This window comes from Pseudarthrobacter sp. S9, from assembly GCF_050156545.1.
GTDB lineage: Bacteria > Actinomycetota > Actinomycetes > Actinomycetales > Micrococcaceae > Arthrobacter.
The window spans coordinates 853,082-869,881 of record NZ_CP189576.1 but is presented as its reverse complement, the minus strand read 5'-3'; the positions used below and the strand labels follow the sequence as shown (position 1 = coordinate 869,881).

At 67.2% G+C, this 16,800-nt stretch carries 14 protein-coding genes; 3 read left to right on the top strand and 11 right to left on the bottom strand.

The features are described from left to right. Window positions 1–40 precede the first annotated feature (40 nt). The 3 genes from ACQCSY_RS04065 to ACQCSY_RS04055 form a co-directional block, all read right to left on the bottom strand. Entirely contained in the window at window positions 41–508 is a 468-nt protein-coding gene (locus ACQCSY_RS04065) for a mucin-associated surface protein (protein WP_427133406.1), read from the bottom strand. Next, window positions 505–1,722 (bottom strand): serine/threonine-protein kinase, encoded by a 1,218-nt coding sequence (locus ACQCSY_RS04060; protein ID WP_427135670.1) that lies wholly within the window; start codon window positions 1,720–1,722, stop codon window positions 505–507. The genes ACQCSY_RS04065 and ACQCSY_RS04060 overlap by 4 nt, the downstream gene beginning before the upstream one ends. A 475-nt stretch (window positions 1,723–2,197) precedes the next feature. Further along, window positions 2,198–3,379, bottom strand: a complete 1,182-nt coding sequence (locus ACQCSY_RS04055; protein ID WP_427133404.1) for a hypothetical protein — start codon at window positions 3,377–3,379, stop codon at window positions 2,198–2,200. 178 nt (window positions 3,380–3,557) lie between these two features. On the opposite strand from ACQCSY_RS04055, the gene ACQCSY_RS04050 reads away from it, so the two are divergent. Next, window positions 3,558–4,067 (top strand): hypothetical protein, encoded by a 510-nt coding sequence (locus ACQCSY_RS04050; protein ID WP_427133402.1) that lies wholly within the window; start codon window positions 3,558–3,560, stop codon window positions 4,065–4,067. Window positions 4,068–4,104: 37 nt separating this feature from the next. Continuing rightward, window positions 4,105–4,809, top strand: coding sequence for an integrase catalytic domain-containing protein (locus ACQCSY_RS04045; RefSeq protein ID WP_427133401.1), 705 nt, complete (start codon window positions 4,105–4,107; stop codon window positions 4,807–4,809). Between the two features lie 59 nt (window positions 4,810–4,868). Here ACQCSY_RS04045 and ACQCSY_RS04040 read toward each other — a convergent pair whose 3' ends face one another. From ACQCSY_RS04040 to ACQCSY_RS04010, 7 genes are all read right to left on the bottom strand, one after another. Further along, window positions 4,869–5,939 (bottom strand): Gfo/Idh/MocA family protein, encoded by a 1,071-nt coding sequence (locus tag ACQCSY_RS04040; protein ID WP_427133399.1) that lies wholly within the window; start codon window positions 5,937–5,939, stop codon window positions 4,869–4,871. A 152-nt stretch (window positions 5,940–6,091) separates the two neighbouring features. Further along, entirely contained in the window at window positions 6,092–6,799 is a 708-nt protein-coding gene (locus ACQCSY_RS04035; protein ID WP_427133397.1) for an ABC transporter ATP-binding protein, read from the bottom strand. Between the two features lie 2 nt (window positions 6,800–6,801). Then, window positions 6,802–8,295: an ABC transporter permease gene (locus tag ACQCSY_RS04030; protein ID WP_427133395.1), complete on the bottom strand. Its 1,494-nt coding sequence runs from the start codon at window positions 8,293–8,295 to the stop codon at window positions 6,802–6,804. Window positions 8,296–8,496: 201 nt separating this feature from the next. Next, window positions 8,497–9,597 carry a substrate-binding domain-containing protein gene (locus ACQCSY_RS04025; RefSeq protein WP_427133393.1) on the bottom strand — a complete coding sequence of 367 codons (1,101 nt, stop codon included), beginning with the start codon at window positions 9,595–9,597 and terminating at the stop codon, window positions 8,497–8,499. A 57-nt stretch (window positions 9,598–9,654) separates the two neighbouring features. Continuing rightward, a complete protein-coding gene (mmsB, locus tag ACQCSY_RS04020; RefSeq protein ID WP_427133391.1) occupies window positions 9,655–10,923 on the bottom strand; it encodes a multiple monosaccharide ABC transporter permease in 1,269 nt (422 codons plus the stop codon). Window positions 10,924–10,968: 45 nt separating this feature from the next. Beyond that, window positions 10,969–12,525: a multiple monosaccharide ABC transporter ATP-binding protein gene (gene mmsA, locus ACQCSY_RS04015; RefSeq protein WP_427133389.1), complete on the bottom strand. Its 1,557-nt coding sequence runs from the start codon at window positions 12,523–12,525 to the stop codon at window positions 10,969–10,971. Window positions 12,526–12,657: 132 nt separating this feature from the next. After that, on the bottom strand, window positions 12,658–13,848 hold the full coding sequence (locus ACQCSY_RS04010; protein WP_427133387.1) for an ROK family transcriptional regulator: 1,191 nt from the start codon (window positions 13,846–13,848) through the stop codon (window positions 12,658–12,660). Between the two features lie 259 nt (window positions 13,849–14,107). Between ACQCSY_RS04010 and ACQCSY_RS04005 the strand changes: the two genes are divergently transcribed. Next, on the top strand, window positions 14,108–14,929 hold the full coding sequence (locus tag ACQCSY_RS04005; RefSeq protein ID WP_427135668.1) for a nitrilase-related carbon-nitrogen hydrolase: 822 nt from the start codon (window positions 14,108–14,110) through the stop codon (window positions 14,927–14,929). On the opposite strand, the gene ACQCSY_RS04000 is transcribed toward ACQCSY_RS04005, so the two are convergent. Then, window positions 14,908–16,707 carry a PucR family transcriptional regulator ligand-binding domain-containing protein gene (locus ACQCSY_RS04000; protein ID WP_427133385.1) on the bottom strand — a complete coding sequence of 600 codons (1,800 nt, stop codon included), beginning with the start codon at window positions 16,705–16,707 and terminating at the stop codon, window positions 14,908–14,910. The two genes, ACQCSY_RS04005 and ACQCSY_RS04000, sit on opposite strands and share 22 nt — an antisense overlap. Window positions 16,708–16,800: the final 93 nt, after the last annotated feature.

Sequence of the window (16,800 nt, the reverse complement as noted above, 5' to 3'; positions counted from 1 at the left end):
GTTCCCGGTGCGCCGTTCTGTATTCAGGCGTCGGTCAGCCTCAGCCGTTGCCGTCGTGCTTGCCCTTGGGTTTGTCGGCCTTGCCCGGCGCCGGAGTTGGAGCCGGAGGGACGACGGCGGGCGCCGGGCCCGGGGCAGCGGCAGCCGCGGCCCGGACGGCTGCGGCCTCCTTGGCCGTGAGGTCGGCGCGGACGGCGTCGATGGACGTCCTGATGATCTGTCGGCGTTGGAACGACACCTCACCGCGGGCGGCGGCGTCGTCCAGCGTGGTCACGAGCTCATCGAGCAGTTTCAGGGACCCGGGGGAGTCGTCCGAGGCCGCAGCCTCGGTGACCGCGAGCACCTGCGACTGGAGCTCCCTGGCGGCGTCGCTCCCCAACTCGGGAGCCGCCGGACCGCAGCCGGCCAAGGCCGCGGCAAGCACACCTGCGGTGAGGAGGAAGCCCGCGAGCAGCGGCGCGGGACGGCGGTCACGCCGGTGGAGCGGGAGGGCGATGCTCCGGCTCATGGCTCGACGCTCGTCTGCAGTTGTCTCAGGTGGTCACCCAGGCTGCCGGTGACTGCGGGGTAGGGGACGACGGCGGGCGCCTTCGGGGCGACGACAGCGACGGCCACCGCGGCAACCGCGGCGAGGAGGGCCACGAAGACGAGGATGACCGCGATCCGGGTGCGCCGGCCCGCTTTCCGGAAACGGTCCGCTGGGCGGGACGCAAAACGGTCCCGGCCCGTCCGCGTATCTCCGGGACGTACGTCCGGGCTCAGAATGTGCAGGGGGCGTGTTCCGGCGTCGGACTTCAGTGACCGCGGGGGCCGGGCCGGCGGGGCGGGCAGCACTCTGGTGCGTTCTTCCGCGAGGATGCCCGGGAGTGAGGCCGGCGCGACCAGGGCCTGGCGCAGGGCCACTTCCAGGTCCGCGGCGGACGGGCGGTCCAACGGGTCCACGGCAGTCATGGCCCGGATCAGCTGCGCCCACTCGGACGGCACGCGGTCCGGGATTGCAGGGACGCGGTGCAGCCGGGCCACAGCCGACTCCACCGCGCTACCGGGGTACTCAACCTCGCCTTTGATGCACTCAAGCAGTACGAGCCCCAGCGAATAGATGTCGCTCGCCGGGCCGATGTCGGCGCCCCGGGCCTGTTCCGGGCTCAGGTAGGCGGCGGTTCCCACCATGGTGCCGGTGGCGGTGAGGCGGGCCCCGTCAACGACCCTGGCGATGCCGAAGTCCGTGAGCTTTGGCCGCAGGGGATCCCCGGGCCGGCCCCGCACCAGCAGGATGTTGGCCGGTTTGATGTCGCGGTGGACGATGCCCAGGGAGTGCACATATGCGAGGGCATCTGCCATACCCGCCCCGATGACGGCCAGCTCGTCCAGGGGCACCGGACTGTGCCGGACCCGGGTCCTCAGGTCCTGGCCGTCCACGAGCTCCATGGTCAGGAACGGCCGCGGTTCTTCGGGGATCCGTATGTCCGTCCCGGCATCGAAAAGCGTGACGAGACCCGGATGGTTCAAAGTGGCCAGGAGCTCGATCTCTGCTTCCTGGCGCCTCAACTCGTCAGGATCGGCGGACTGCGGGGCGAACAGCTTGAGCGCCACGTCCCGGCCCAGGTTCAGGTCCTTGGCCGTGTAGACCGAGGCCATACCGCCCCGGCCGATCACTTCCCCCAAACGATAGCGGCCCCCCAAGGGCTCCACCGCGATGCTGTTGGGTGAACTGTCCACGATGTCCCCGTCCCGTCCCTGTGCGCCACGGCGGCGCCAGTCAAGAATAATACGGGGACGGGTATCCGCCGCCATCGGGTGCGGACTGAGCTCGGCCGCACGTCAAGCCGCACGTCAAGCCGCACAACAACGGGATCCTCCGCCGGAGCCAATGAATGCCGTTGAGTCCCCCAGCGGACCCAACGACTTCGCTCCGGCGGTCACAGGACCTCGACGGGAGCGGCTGGCTGCATTACGGCGGGCGTTCCCTGCACCCGGATGACGGATCCGGATTGCTCGGCCGCAGCTGCGCTGGGTCCCGCCCTGACGGCGGCGAAGAGGACGGTGACGGCGCTGAACTGATCAGCCCGTTGGCAAGTGGGGTGCCGGAAGCCCGGCGGCGGACGGTCGTGTCCATGGGGAATTCTCCTGAATGACTGTTAGCGGGCGCCCAAGGCAGCCCGATGGACCGTGCTCTGTGGAGGCAGAGACGGCCTAACTAGTCAGGAGAAGAACCGGGATCAGCCGATACGGCTGCGTACGCGTGCTGGAGCGGACCGCGGATGGGGTCGGCCCCTGTTGTGGGCAGGTCGAAGTACAGGCTCGGAATCCACGCAGCCGTACCCGTGGGGCCACTGGAGGAGTGCCCGCTGCCGGACCCTGAGCCGGGCGCGGGCGGGAGGGCGTCAGGCGCCGGCAGCCCCGTGCCGCCGTGCCACGGACTCGGCCGCTGATTGCCGCCCGGTGCCTGGGCGCCTCCGGCCCCCGGCGCAGGGGCAGGGGCAGCGGGAGCCGGGTCGGCTGCGCTGGGCGCAAGCGGGGTGTCAGGGACCAGGATGGCGGAAACCGTCGGCGGATAATACACGTCGCGAAGATCACCGGGCGGGAACTCAACCAGATGCTGTGCCTGCACTAGCTGCTCAGCAGCTCCGGGTGGCTTGGCAATCCCGGCATCCGTCTTAGCCTCGGGAGTCGCCGGCGCGGCGGCCGCTGGTCCCGCCGGTGGTGCGGCCTTGCCTGCATCAGGAAGAAGAGGCACCGCTACCGGGTTCCCGGGCAGCGCGCTAGCGGGAGTCGCGTTAGCGGGAGTCGATCCCGCGGGGCTCACAGCCGGCGCAGCACCGGGGCCCGGAACCGGGGCGGTGGCACCCGGGGCGGGCAGTGCCGGAACGGTCCGGTCCGGAAGCGGCGCACGGACCGGAGCGGCAGAGACCGGAACGGCCGGAACGGCAGGGAGCGTGGGGCCGGGAACCGGGATGGCAGGATCGGCGGCGGGCAGTGTGGGAGCGGGAGCGGGAAGCGTCTGGCTCGGCACCGTCGGGTCGACGGCGGGAAGACCCGGAGCCGGGGCGGGCGGCGTCGGATCAGCGGCCGGCGCCGGTTCCGTCGCGGGCGGCGTCAGCTCCGGAACGGCGACCGCAGCCCACAGCCTGCCCTCGGGAGCGAGCCCGGGTGTCGTCGTCGCCGGGGCAGTACCCGGCATGTCGTCAGCGTCTGCGCTGACGGCCGCTACAGACTCGCCGGACTCGTCCGGACATGCTGAGGAAGTGGAGGAGTCGTTGGCGTTGGCAGCCGCCGCGGAGAGCGACAGCCAGGCCACGCCTGCGATGGCGGCCAGGAGAACGCGACGCAAGGGGCGGCGGAGGCGGTGTGCACGGGGAGGGGCTGCGGCTGGTTCCATGCGCACACCCCCGTTCCGGAAGACTCGATGATTGCCTTCAGGGTAAGTCCGCCCGCAGGGGTGAGTCCAGAGCGCGACAAGACTCACGTATAGTGCTCGCGAAATGGGGTGCGTGCCTCATTTGATTAATGCTCGCGAAATGCCGGTGACCGCCCGAGTGCTGCGGTGTGCTTGGCGGATGGGTCAGTTGTCGATGGGTGCGCGTCGGGAGATCACGAAGAAGCATGCGGCCGAGTATGGGCGCGCGTCGAAGAAGGCCAAGGGGGTGATGCTGGATCAGCTGGTCGCGACGACGGGCTGGTCCAGGGCGAATACGAGACGGGCGTTACGGACGGCGCTGCAGCGGAAGGGCCCGGTGAAAGCGGTCAAACGCGTACCGCGGTCCCGTTCGTACGGGTATGACACGCTGAAGCTGCTGGTTCAGGTGTGGAACCTTGCCGGGCGTCCGTCCGGGAAGTATCTGGCCGCGACGATGGCCATCTGGCTGCCCAAGCTGGAGAGGTTTCACGAGCTGGACCAGAGACGTCTGAACGAGCAGACGCGGGCGCAGCTGCTCGCCGTTTCCGGGGCAACGATCGACAGGATGCTGAAGCCGACCAAGGACGGTGCGCGGATACTGGGCCTGTCCGGGACGAAACCCGGGCCGCTGCTGCGCAACTCGATCCAGGTCCGCAAGGCCCGGGGATGAGCACGAACAGGCGCCGGGGTTCGTCGAGGCGGATCTGGTGCTGCACTGCGGCCCGACCCTGGCCGGGGAGTTCATCCGCTCCCTCACGGTCACCGATGTATTCACCGGCTGGACAGAGAACATTGCGATTAAGAACGGCGCCCACCGGTGGGTCCTCGAGGCTATGACAGGCATCGAGGCCAGGCTGCCGTTCCCGCTCGTGGGCCTGGATACCGATAACGGTGGTGAATTCATCAACCACGCCCTGATCAAATGGGCCGGTGAGCGGGACTTGTTCTTCACCCGGGCCAGGCCCTATAAATCCAACGACAACGCCCACGTTGAACAGAAGAACGGCGATGTGGTCCGCCGTCACGCCTTCCACTACCGCTACGACACTGCCGGTGAGCTGAGGCTGCTCAATGAGCTCTATCCGCTCGTGAGGGTGCGGCTGAACATGTTCACTGCGACCACGAAGGCCATCGGCTGGCGTTCGAACAGGAACGGAAGGAAGACCCGGATCTATGACAGGCCACGCACCCCGTACCAGCGCGTCATGGACTCAGCTGTCCTGACACCGGAGCGCGCCAGCGAGTTCGCCCGGCTCTTCAACGACACCAACCCCGCCGAACTGACGCGCGCCATCACCGCCATCCAACACAAACTCATCGCCTTGGCCAAAGACAAAACCAATGCCATCACCGCCGGCATTTCGCGAGCAGAAATAGCTGAGGCACCGGAACCTATTTCGCGAGCATCTTGACTTGAGGCACTACGGAGCGCGCCGGAAAGTGTGCGGATTCTGAGACCATCGGAAAGCGCTCAGCGGGCGTCGTTCGGGTAGCTCACACCCAGCTGCGCGCGGACCCCGTCAAACAGCCGCATGGTGTTCAGGGAGTCCTCCAGCGGCATGACCGGGCTTTCGGTGAGGCCCTGCTGGATGCAGCGCGTCACCTCGCGGAGTTCGTAGCTGTAGCCCCTACCGACAACCGTGAAGTGCTCGCTGCGCGGCTCGTCGAAACCGATCCTGACCAGGAGTTCCTTGGGGTTGTTGATGGAGCCGGTGGTCTGGAGGAAGCCCAGGCTCCCGGCCACAGTGGCCGTGCGGGGGCCATGGGCCAGCAGCGAAGAGGTCAGTTGCGCCTGCGCGCCGTGGTGGTATCCGAGCGTCAGCGCATTCTGGGCGTCCACGCCGTCGTCGTTGAGCCAGCCGGTGGCACTGACGGTCTGCGGGAACCCCAGGGTGCCCAGCGCCCACAGCAGTGGATAGACGGTCAGGTCCAGCAGTGCGCCGCCGCCGTCCTTCGGGGCCCAGAGCCGCGAGGTGGGCGAGTACGGGGCCGGGAAGCCGAGGTCGGCGGCGACCCACTTCACCTCGCCGATCTCTCCCGAGGCGGCGATCTCGAAGGCCCGCTGCATGCTTGGCAGGAAGCGGCTCCACATCGCTTCCATCAGGAACAGGCCCTTGGCCCGGGCCAGCGTCACAAGCTCGGAGGCTTCCCGGGCGTTGACGGTAAGGGCCTTCTCGCAGAGGACATGCTTTCCAGCGGACAGGGCAGCCAGGGCGATTTTGTGATGGTGGGCGTGGGGTGTGGCGACGTAGACGATGTCCACGGCGTCGTCAGCGAGCAGCCGTTCATAGCCGGTCTGCCCGGCGTCGTCCCCGTAGGCACGGGCAAAGCCGTAGTCGGCGGCGAAGGCATCCGCGGCCGCCTGGGTGCGCGAGCTGACGGCGTGGAGTTCGGCGTCGGCCAGGAGTGAAAGGTCGCGGGTCACTGACGCCGCGATGCCCCCGGTGGCGACGACGCCCCAGCGCAGCCTGGCGCCGGTGGCTGTGCGGGGGTCCTGGTCAGGCTGGCTGAACAGCCACGGCTTCGCGATGGGGGCAGTCATGGAGCCATCTTCTCACCCGGGCGCGGGAGGTTTCCGGTTTTCGCGCCGGAACGTGATGGAGCGTCCGGGTTTTCGGCGCAGGTTTTCGGCGCAGAAGCTGAGGGAGGGCCGCGAAAGACCCGCCCTCAGCATCACTCTACGATGGCCGGACCTTAGGCGGGCGAGCCTGCCGTCGCCCGGTTACGGGCTGTTTCCTCCATGAGGCGGCCCTGCTGGAGCCGGAAGCGCCGCTCCGTCTTGTTGGCCAGGGACCGGTCATGGGTGACCACGAGGATCGTGGTGTTGTGGTCCCGGCTGAGCGCGCTGAGCAGCTCGATGATGTGCTCGCCGGTCTGTTCGTCCAGGTTGCCGGTGGGCTCATCGGCCAGGATCAGCTTGGGCTCGTTCGCCAGCGCCCGGGCGATGGCCACCCGCTGCTGCTCGCCGCCGGAGAGCCGGTTGATGCGCCGCACATGCTTGTCCGGATCGAGCTGCACCTGTTCCAGCAGTTCCCGGGCACGCTCCAGCCGGGCGGTCTTGCGGATCCCGGCAAACTCCATCGGCAGCATCACGTTGTCCACGGCCGAGAGGTTGGGGATCAGGTTGAACTGCTGGAACACGAAGCCGATGTCCCGACGGCGGTACTCGGTCAGCTTGCCGTCCGGCATGCTGGCCAGGCTCACCCCGTTGACCAGCACATCGCCGCTGGTCGGCTTGTCGAGGGCACCCAGCAGGGACAGCAGGGTGCTCTTGCCGCTGCCGCTCTTGCCCACGATCGAGGCCAGCGTTCCCTGTTCGAGCTCGAAGCTTACGTCGTTGACCGGCTTGATGGTCCGGTCGCCGGACTTGAATACACGGACCAGGTTCTTGACTTCGATCATGGCTACTCTCCTCGGAGGACTTCGATGGGACGGATGCGTGCAGTGAGCAGGGCCGGGACGAGGGCCCCGACGATGGCGACGCCGAACACCGCGGCGATACCGGCGGCAATCACGCCGGGGGAGGCGCTCGCGGTCACGGAGGTCAGCAGCTGGTTGGCGCCGCCGAAGGGGCCCCCGCCGGGAAAACCAGCCCCGCCGGCGGCGAAGCCTCCGGCGGCTCCGCCGGGAATACCGCGCTGGCCGGTGGCGGCGCCGGTTGTGGCAGTTGCACTGTTTGAACTGATGAGCGCGGAGGCTATGCCGCCACTGGCAAAGGAGGCGACGGCGGCGCCCACCACGCTGCCGAGGGCCACCAGCACCAGCGCCTCCAGCACGAACTGCAGGCCGATGGTGCGGTTGGGGGCGCCGATCGCTTTCAGGACACCGATTTCCCGGCGGCGCTCGCGGACCAGCATGACCATGATCAGCAGGATGATCAGGCCCGCGGTGGCCAGGGCGGCGGCAAAGGCGATGAAGGAGATGTTCTTGACGCTGCCCAGCGAGCTGACGGCTGTCTGCAGGTTCCGCTGGCCCTGGCTGACGTCGGCCTTGTCGGAGCCGAGCGCTGCCTGCAAAGCGGACTTGGCGGCGTCGACGTTTTCCATGCTGTTCACGGTCACGATCATGGCGGACAGTTCATCGGGCAGCGCGGCAAGAGTCTGGGCAGACGGGAGGGTCACGAACAGTGCGTTGTTGCCGAAGGCAGTGCCGGCGTCGAACAGGCCCGTGACGGAGAAGGTCTGGTCCTTGATCGTGAAGGTCGAACCGACGCCCAGGCCGTTCTTCTCCGCGAGGGTGGTGCCCAACAGGGCCCCGGTGGACGCGGCGGTGTAATCGCCCAGGCCCGTTCCCTGGGTCAGCTGCAGGGCCTTGCCGGTGGCGTCCACCTCGGCGCCGATTCCGGTTGCGGTGATGGGCAGCGAGAACGTCGGGGCCGCCTGCGTGGAACTGCCCGTTGTACTGCCCGTGGTACTGCCTGTAGTCCCGCTCCCGGATGTCCCGGTGGCCGCCTGGTTCCGGTTGCCGAGCGTGCCGGCGTCGATGGCGGCCGTAAGGCTTGTGGTCACTGTGGTGGCTGACTGGCCGCCGGGACCGCCCTGGCCACCCTGCCCGCCCTGGCCACCCGGTCCGGCCTGCGCGGCCACCGCAGCGGCGTTGCGCAGGCGCAGCGCCTTGGTGCCGACGACGCTGCTCACGTTGGGCACCGACGCCGCCGTGGCCGCCTGTGCGGCGGTCAACGGTTCGCCGCCGCCCTCGAAGCCCTGACCGCCGGCCGGGGTGACGGTCAGGACGGTGCCCACCGAGGCGTTCAGTTCGGCGACCTTGCCGGCGACGGCCTGGTTGGCCACCAGCATGGACAAGGCAAGGCCGATGGCCACGGCCAGGACGGCCACGACGGCAGCCGTTCTGACCTTGTTTCGAAAGGCATTGCCTACACTCCGGGCAAGGACGCTCACGGTACTCCTAGGATCTCAGGCCGGTCGGATTAGCCGGCGGCTGCTCCCACAGTGGTACGGACCGCTGTGCGGAGATCACAGCGAAGCTATGGATCCGCTGTGAAAGCTTGCGGGAGCTGCGGTAGGGCTCCGGTTTGGGGCACAAAAGAACCCCGGCTCTCCTTGCGGGAGAGCCGGGGCTCCGATGTGGCGTTTGTCAGATTACTTGGTCAGCGGTCCGAGTACCGGATCGTCGACGTAGGCCGTCTTGACGTTTTCCTTGGTCACGATGACCGGCGCCAGGAGGTAAGCCGGAACAACCTTGACCTTGTTGTTGTAGGACTTGTCATCGTTGATCTCGGGCTTCTTGCCTGCCTGGATGTCCTTGACCATGGTGATGGCGTGCTCAACGAGCTTGCGGGTGTCCTTGTTGATGGTGGAGTACTGCTCACCGGCGAGGATGGACTTCACGGATTCAACCTCGGAGTCCTGGCCGGTGATGATCGGCAGCGGCTTGCCGGCGGCCTTGACCGAGGTCAGGACTGCGCGGGCCAGGGTGTCGTTCGGGGACAGCACGCCGTCGAGGGTCGCGCTGCCGTAGCTGCCGGTCAGCAGGGTGTCGGCACGACGCTGGGCGTTCTCCGCCTTCCAGCCCTGGGTAACGGCCTGCTCGAAGGACGTCTGGCCGGACACTACCTTGAGGGTGCCGTCGTCGATCTTCGGTTTGAGGATGCTCATGGCGCCGTCGAAGAAGACCTTCGCGTTGGCGTCATCGGGGGAGCCTGCGAACAGTTCGACGTTGTACGGGCCGGAGGCCTTCTTGGCCTTCATTCCGTCCAGCAGCGCCTGGCCCTGCAGCACACCGACCTTGAAGTTGTCGTAGGCCACGTAGTAGTCCACATTATCGGTGTTCAGCAGCAGGCGGTCATAGGCGATGATCGTGGCGCCGGCGTCCTTGGCCTGCTTGAGCTGGGTACCCAGCTGCGCGCCGTCGATGGCACCGACGATGATGACCTTGGCACCCTTGGTGACCATGGCGCTGATCTGGTTCTGCTGCTCCGAAACGCCGCCGTTGGCGAACTGCACATCTGCCTTGAAGCCGGCACCGCTGAGGTCGTCGTTGAACAGCTTCTCCGCCAGGACCCAGTTTTCACTGGTCTTCTGGGGGAGCGCGACGCCGATCGAGGAGTTCTTGGGGAACGCCTCGCCGCCCGCGCTGGAGCCGCCGCTGGTTCCGGTGTCGGAACGGCCGCAGGCTGTCAGCGCCAGTGCCGCAATAGCAGCGATTGCTGCTGCCTTTCCTGCTTTACCAATCATTTGCATTGTTGGTTCACTTTCTTTAGGTGGTGTGCGGAGAATCTGGGGAATCAGGGCAGAGGCTCAGGCTTCCCTGGAGATGACCTCTTTCACGGACGTGGTCTCGTCGGGCCTGAGCTCGCTGCTGCGGCCGAAGTTCTTCATCATCATGCCGATGATCGACTTCTTGCCCTGGGTCTTGTTGTAGACGTCGAACGCGACGGCGATCAGGAGCACCAGGCCCTTGATGATCTGGGTCAGGTCGGCGCCGACGCCGAGCAGCTGCAGTCCGTTGTTCAGGACGGCCATCACGAGGCCACCGACGATCGAGCCGATCACGGTGCCCACGCCGCCGGTCACGGCGGCGCCGCCGATGAACACGGCCGCGATGGCGTCCAGTTCCCAGCCGACGCCGTCGAACGGGCCGGACGCGGTGGAGCGGCCGACGAAGATCATGCCGGCGAGGCCGGCCAGGATCGACATGTTCATCATGACCAGGAAGTTGACCTTCTTGGACTGGACGCCGGAGAGCTCGGCGGCGTGCCGGTTGCCGCCGACGGCGTAGATGTGGCGGCCGATGATGGTCTTGGAGGAGATGAAGCCGTAGATCAAGACCAGGACCGCGAGGATCAGGCCGGGAATCGGGAAGGACGTGCCCGGCCGGCCGGTGGCGAACAGGTAGGTCGCGTAGAGGATGGCGCCGCAGACCAGGACCAGCTTGGTGATGGTGACCCAGGTTTCGGGAACCTCGGCACCCAAAGCCTTGGCGTTGCGGCGGGAACGGATCTCGCTGAAGATCACAAAGGCCACGCCCGCCAGGCCCAGGAGCACGGTCAGGTTGTTGTACCCGGTATTCGGCCCGAATTCGGGCAGGTAGCCGGAGCCGATGTACTGGAAGTCAGCCGGGACCGGGATGGTGTTGGACTTGCCGACGAACTGGTTGAAGCCGCGGAAGAGGAGCATGCCGGCCAGCGTCACGATGAACGCGGGGATGCCGACATAGGCGGTCCAGAATCCTTGCCAGGCGCCGATCACGGCCCCGAGCAGCAGCCCCAGCAGGACGCCCACGTACCAGGGGATGCCCCAGTCGCGGATGAAGAGCGCCACGCTGACGCCGACAAAGGCTGCGACTGAGCCGACGGAGAGGTCGATGTGGCCGGCGATGATCACCAGGACCATGCCGATGGCGAGGATCAGGATGTAAGAGTTGCCGTTGAAGAGGTTGATGACGTTGCCCGGGGTGAGCGTGCGGCCCTCTGTGAAAATCTGGAAGAAGACGATCAGCGCAACCAGGGCGAAGATCATGCCGAATTGGCGGGTGTTTCCGCCAAAGAGCTTCTTGAGCGCGTTCATTGTTTCAGTCCTTGTGTCCGGAATGTTCTGGATGGTCCCAGAGGGTCAGGCGGTCTTGCGGGCGGAAGTCATGAGTTTCATCAGGCTTTCCTGGCTGGCTTCGTCCTTGTTCAGCACGCCGGTGATGGCGCCCTCGAAGATGGTGTAGATGCGGTCCGAGAGGCCCAGCAGCTCGGGGAGCTCCGAGGAAATGACGACGACGCCCTTGCCCTGGTTGGCCAGCTGCTGGATGATGCCGTAGATCTCGTACTTGGCGCCGACGTCGATCCCCCGGGTGGGTTCGTCGAGAATCAGCAGGTCCGGGTCGGTGAACATCCACTTCGCCAGCACCACCTTCTGCTGGTTGCCGCCGGAGAGCTTGGCCACTCCTTCCTCGACGGACGGCGCCTTGGTCCGCAGCGACTTGCGGTACTGCTCGGCGACGATGAATTCCTGGTTGGCATCCACCACGTAGCGCTTGCTGATCTTCCTCAGGTTCGCCGAGACCGTGGTGGCCTTGATGTCGTCCAGCAGGTTCAGCCCCAGGGACTTGCGGTCCTCGGTGACGTAGCCCAGTCCGGCGTCGATCGCCTGGCGGACGTTCTTGAGGTGGAGTTCCTTGCCGTCCTTGTAGACCTCGCCGGAGATGAAACGGCCGTAGGAGCGGCCGAACACCGACCGGGCGAGCTCGGTGCGTCCGGCGCCCATGAGGCCGGCGAAGCCGACGATCTCGCCGCGGCGGACAAAGAAGTTGGAGCTCTTGCAGACGAGGCGGTCCTGGATCGCCGGGTGCCCCACGTTCCAGTTCTTCACTTCGAAGAACACATCGCCGATCTTGGGCTCGTGATCCGGGAACCGGGATTCCAGGGTCCGGCCCACCATGCCCTTGATGATGCGGTCCTCGTCGACGCCGTCGGCCTTGACGTCGAGCGTTTCGATGGCCTTGCCGTCGCGGATGATGGTGATGGAATCCGCGATCTGCTCGATCTCGTTGAGTTTGTGGGAAATGATGATGCAGGTGATGCCGCGGCCCTTCAGGCCGAGCATGAGGTCCAGCAGGTGCTGGGAATCGGATTCGTTGAGGGCGGCCGTGGGCTCGTCCAGGATGAGGAGCTTCACCGACTTGTTCAGGGCCTTGGCGATTTCGACGAGCTGCTGCTTGCCGACGCCGATTTCCTTGACGGGAGTGTCCGGGTCTTCCCGCAGCCCCACCCTGGCCAGCAGTTCGGTGGAGCGGATCCGGGCCTGCGCCCAGTCGATCACCCCGCGCTTGGTGGGTTCATTGCCGAGGAAGATGTTCTCCATGATGGAAAGTTCCGGGATGAGCGCGAGTTCCTGGTGGATGATCACAATTCCGGCGTGCTCGCTGGCACGGATGTCCTTGAATTCCTGGACTTCGCTCTGGTAAACGATGTCCCCGGTGTAGCTGCCGAAGGGGTAAACGCCCGAGAGCACCTTCATCAGGGTGGATTTGCCTGCGCCGTTCTCACCGCAGATGGCGTGGATTTCACCGGCCTTCACCCGCAGGCTTACCTCGGCCAATGCTTTAACGCCGGGGAACTCTTTGGTGATGGAGCGCATCTCGAGGATTATCGGATCGCTGTGCGTGTTGAGGGACGTCATTTTGCCCTTACGCCTCCAATGCATGACTTCGTTGTCCGCCACTGCAAACCGCAGGGCCGTCTGATGAAAAAGTAAACTGGATCACAGCCCTTGTCGTCAAGTCTTTAACGCAACGGGCCGATAACGAATAAGCTAGTTTCGCCGGATTCCGGCATGTTGGAAGACCAAAGCCGTGGCCCCGAGGGCCTCGGCGCGGTCGCCCAGCGACGACATCGTGAGGGTGGTCGTCTCGCCGATGACGGGTACCGCGTGGCGGACCAGGCCCCGCCGGATCGGGTCCAGGAGCAGCTCTCCGAGACCGGCCAGCGGGCCGCCCACCACGATCACTTCGGGGTTGATCAGGTTCGCCACATTGCCCAGGGCGCGGCCGACGGCGAGGCCGGCGTCGTCCACCACGCGCAGCGTCGCGGAGTCCCGCTTCGAGGCCTTCCGGACGATGTCCCCCGGCGTCAGCGGCCGGTCCTCCCCACGGCTCAGGAGTTCGATCATGATGGTGGTGGAGGCGATGGTTTCCAGGCAGCCGCGGTTTCCGCAGCGGCAGATCAGCCCGTGTTCGTGGATCGTGGCGTGGCCGATCTCGCCCGTGATGCCGACGTTTCCGTAGTACGGGATGCCGTTGAGGATCAGCCCGGCACCGATGCCCGAGCCGATCTTGAGGAACATCAGGTTGCTGACGCCGCTGTGCGGCCCCCACGTGACCTCGGACAAAGCGCCGAGGTTGGCGTCATTGTCCACAAAGACCGGCAGATCCAGCGCTTCCTCTAGGCGCTGCAGGATGTTGATGCCCACCCATTCCGGCAGGATCGCGCCCTGCGCCACGGTCCCGGTGCGGCGGTCGATGGGGCCCGGAATGCCGACGCCGGCACCTACCAGCGCGCTGCGTTCCACGCCGCTTTCGGCCAGCAGCCGGTCCAGCACGCCGACGGCGGCCGAGATGCCCTCCTCGGCGTGGTGGCCCAACGGCAACAGCACCGATTCCTCGGCGATCACGTGGTAGCTGAGCGAGGCGAGGACCACCCGCAGGTGCCGGCGGCCGAAGTCGATCCCGACGGCGACGGCTCCGTTGCTGTTGAGCCGGACGTTCAGGGCACGCCGCCCGGAGCTGGTGATCGGCTCGGTGGAGGCCAGTCCGGCGTCCTGCATGATCTTGACGATGTTGGAGACCGTGGCCGTGGAGAGGCCGGTCTGCCGTGCCAGTTCCGCCTGCGTGGAGGGACCGGCCAGGAGGCATTCTATGATCCGCTGCTGGTTCAGATGCCGGAGTGCCGACTGCGATCCGGGGTTTTTGCTTCGGCTCCTCGTTGAGCGCGTTGGTGAGGGCATGCTATGAAGCGTGACGCATTCGCGGCTTGTAGTCAAGAAGTTAACGCAACGGTTGCCGCGACCGTGGGTTCCGGCCCGTGTCCAGGGTGTGTTCGGCCGTGTTTTCCGCCGCGTGTTCGGCCGCGGGGACGTTCCGTCCTGCGGGCCGGTGGTGCGGGCGGAAATGCACCTCGGACAACGCCACGGACCGTCGCTACGCTGGAGAACAGAGAGTCCGCAGCCTTCCTGCGGAGGTCCCCTGGAGATTCTTGAGGTGGTAATGGTGCTGCTGGCCCTGATGCAGGCGAACTCCGCCGTGCTGGATGTGCAGGCGAACTGCGACGCATTGGAGGAGGCCGCGCGGAAGGCTGCCGCTGCCGGTGCGCAGCTGCTGCTCACGCCGGAACTTTTCCCGGTGGGCTATGCGCCCCGCCGGCTTCGGGCGGACTTTGACCCCGGCACGCTGCCTGCCGTCCGGCAGGCCCTGGCCGACATAGCCCGCAGGAACGGCATTGCGCTGGTCTATAGCCTGCCCGCCGTGACCGCGGCGGGGGAGTGGCAGATCACGGCCACCCTCATTGACGAAGACGGGCAGGAACTGCTCAATTACGCCAAAGTGCATCTCTTCGGGCCCGAGGAACGCGATGCCTTCGCCGCGGCCGGCGCGGCTCCCGGCGTCGTGGATTTCCACGGGCTCAAGACCTCTCTGGTGATTTGCTACGACATTGAGTTTCCTGAGTCCGCCCGTGCCGCCGCCGTGCGCGGCGCCGAGCTGCTGCTGGTCCCGACGGCGCTCGCCGGAGGCTTCGACGCCGTGCCGCAGCTCCTGATCAGGGCCCGCGCGCTGGAGAACCAGCTGACCGTGGCCTACGCCAACCACACCGGCACGGAAGAGGGCTGTGATTTCCTCGGCGGCAGCGTCGTGGCGGCTCCTGACGGCTCCTTGCTGGCGGAGGCCGGCGCCGGAACGGAGCTGCTGTTTGCCGAGCTGGCAGACGCCGGCCCGGGGGCCAGCCAGAACGCCGCCGGCGACGCCTCAGGCGACGCCGTGGCCTATCTGCGCGATCGTCGCCCGGAGATCTACCGTTCGTGGGACGGCTGAACAGGCGGCTGAATACCGCCGGAGTCCGCAGCGGCCGGCAGATCGAGGTCGCCCGTGTACTGAAGCGCGATCCAGAATTCCGCACGGGCCTGGGCCTGGTTGAGGTCCGCCCCCAGCAGCTCCGCAAGCATGCCGATCTGGCGGCGGACGCTGTTGCGGTGGAGTCCCGTGAGTTTCGCCGTTGCGTCCCAGCTGCCGTTCTCGCCAAGCCACGCCCGCAGGATGCCGAGCAGGCTGTCCCGGCGAACAGGATCGAGGGCCAGCACGGGTTCCAGCAGCCTGCCCGCCAGCATGGCGCCGGCCTCGTTGCCCAGTAGCCCCGTCACGGACCAGGTGACTTCATCCGCCCGGACGCTGCGTCCGGCTGTGCGCACGCGGTTGCGCAGGGATGAGGCGCGCTGGTACGCACCCGCCAGGCCGGCGAATTCGGTGACGCTGCCGATCACCAGGCGCCAGCCGAGCCGTTCAACCTCGGCGAGCAGGGCGTCGTCGACCTTCAGCCGGGTAATGGCGGCAAAGCCGTAGTCGGTGATCTCCACCAGTTTGGTGTCGAACAGCCTGCGCCATTCGAGCAGCTCCCTGACGGGGCTCTCGCCCGTGCGGCCCGTGCCGCTTGTGCCACTGGTCCTGCCGCTGTCTGTGCCGCCGCTTGTGCCGCTGCCTGTGCCGGCGGCGTCCGCGCGGATGCCCTGCACCACGCGCAGCTGCCCGGACCTGGTGGAGGAGATGCTTTGCGCCAGCAGGTCCCTAAGCCCGTTGACATGCCGGGTGGAACCCGACGTCAGGCTCTCCGGATGCAGCAGCAGGGCGGTGGCCAGCTGGCTGGGGGCCAGCGAGCCGCTGGTCCGCTGGCGGATCAGCAGTTCCAGGAGCCCGACGGCGGCCGAGACGACGCTGTTCTGGGCCGGGGTCAGCGGTGCGTCCGTGCCCAGGACCAGGGCGCCCAGGTTGGCGTCCCGGGTGCTGCGCAAGGGATACCCGAACACCAGCGACGAGCCGGCGGCGTCGAACGAGTCCATCTCCACCCGGGGGCCGCTGCCGGACAGCAGCCTGGCCAGCAGCGGCTGCAGCGTCGCCGGATCCACGCCCGCGGCCGTGGCGGTGGCGGTGCCGGCGGCACGTGCGCCGCCGGCACCGCGGGCCCGCACCCGTCCGTCGGCCCCCACCAGCACGGCCCAGACCGGAACCCGCTGCACCAGCGCCGCCAGGAGCTCGTGTTCCGGCCGTGCGGACAAGACCGCGCGCATGAGCTGCCTGTTGGTGTCCGCCAGTTGCCGGAACGTCTTGGCATTGTCCGATTCGAGCAGCCGGGAGAACTCCAGGCCGACCGCGGCGAACGGGATGTTCCGCGGGATCGCCACGAGGGTCAGGTTGTGCCGCCGGCAGGCCCGGACCACGGCGTCCGGGACGGCGTCGAAGTATGGTTCCAGGCCGAAGCCCAGGGCGCCGACGCGCGCCCGGACCAGCCGCTGCACATAGGCGTCCACAGGCTCCTCGTGGCCGCCCTCGGCCAGGAACGGCAGGCCGGCCGTGAGCAGGAACTCGCCGTCGAGCAGGTACGGGGTCGGGTCCTCCAGCTCGCTCGGTTCCACCCAGCGCAGCCGTCCTTCGCCGTTGCCGCCGTCGTGCAGGACCGTCAGCTCCGGCGGCAGCTGGCGCAGGAACTGCGCGAGGGTGACGAAGCCGAGCCGCTCGGCAGCGTCAGCAGCCACGGCTGCCACGTGCGTCCCGTTCGTTCCGTGCGCTCCGTGCGTCACAGGACCGGAGCGGCGGTGCATTAAGTCTCATGACTGAAGACTATAGGTCATTTTGCACAACCATGAGAGGTGGCTCACACGCCTAGGCTGGACGAGGGGAAACCGACCACTACT

Coding starts and splice junctions, on each gene's coding strand:
- ACQCSY_RS04065 (WP_427133406.1), bottom strand. CDS start 508: ATGAGCCGGAGCATCGCCCTCCCGCTCCACCGGCGTGACCGCCGTCCC.
- ACQCSY_RS04055 (WP_427133404.1), bottom strand. CDS start 3,379: ATGGAACCAGCCGCAGCCCCTCCCCGTGCACACCGCCTCCGCCGCCCC.
- ACQCSY_RS04050 (WP_427133402.1), top strand. CDS start 3,558: ATGGGTCAGTTGTCGATGGGTGCGCGTCGGGAGATCACGAAGAAGCAT.
- ACQCSY_RS04040 (WP_427133399.1), bottom strand. CDS start 5,939: ATGACTGCCCCCATCGCGAAGCCGTGGCTGTTCAGCCAGCCTGACCAG.
- ACQCSY_RS04035 (WP_427133397.1), bottom strand. CDS start 6,799: ATGATCGAAGTCAAGAACCTGGTCCGTGTATTCAAGTCCGGCGACCGG.
- ACQCSY_RS04025 (WP_427133393.1), bottom strand. CDS start 9,597: ATGCAAATGATTGGTAAAGCAGGAAAGGCAGCAGCAATCGCTGCTATT.
- mmsB (WP_427133391.1), bottom strand. CDS start 10,923: ATGAACGCGCTCAAGAAGCTCTTTGGCGGAAACACCCGCCAATTCGGC.
- mmsA (WP_427133389.1), bottom strand. CDS start 12,525: ATGACGTCCCTCAACACGCACAGCGATCCGATAATCCTCGAGATGCGC.
- ACQCSY_RS04010 (WP_427133387.1), bottom strand. CDS start 13,848: ATGCCCTCACCAACGCGCTCAACGAGGAGCCGAAGCAAAAACCCCGGA.
- ACQCSY_RS04005 (WP_427135668.1), top strand. CDS start 14,108: ATGGTGCTGCTGGCCCTGATGCAGGCGAACTCCGCCGTGCTGGATGTG.
- ACQCSY_RS04000 (WP_427133385.1), bottom strand. CDS start 16,707: ATGCACCGCCGCTCCGGTCCTGTGACGCACGGAGCGCACGGAACGAAC.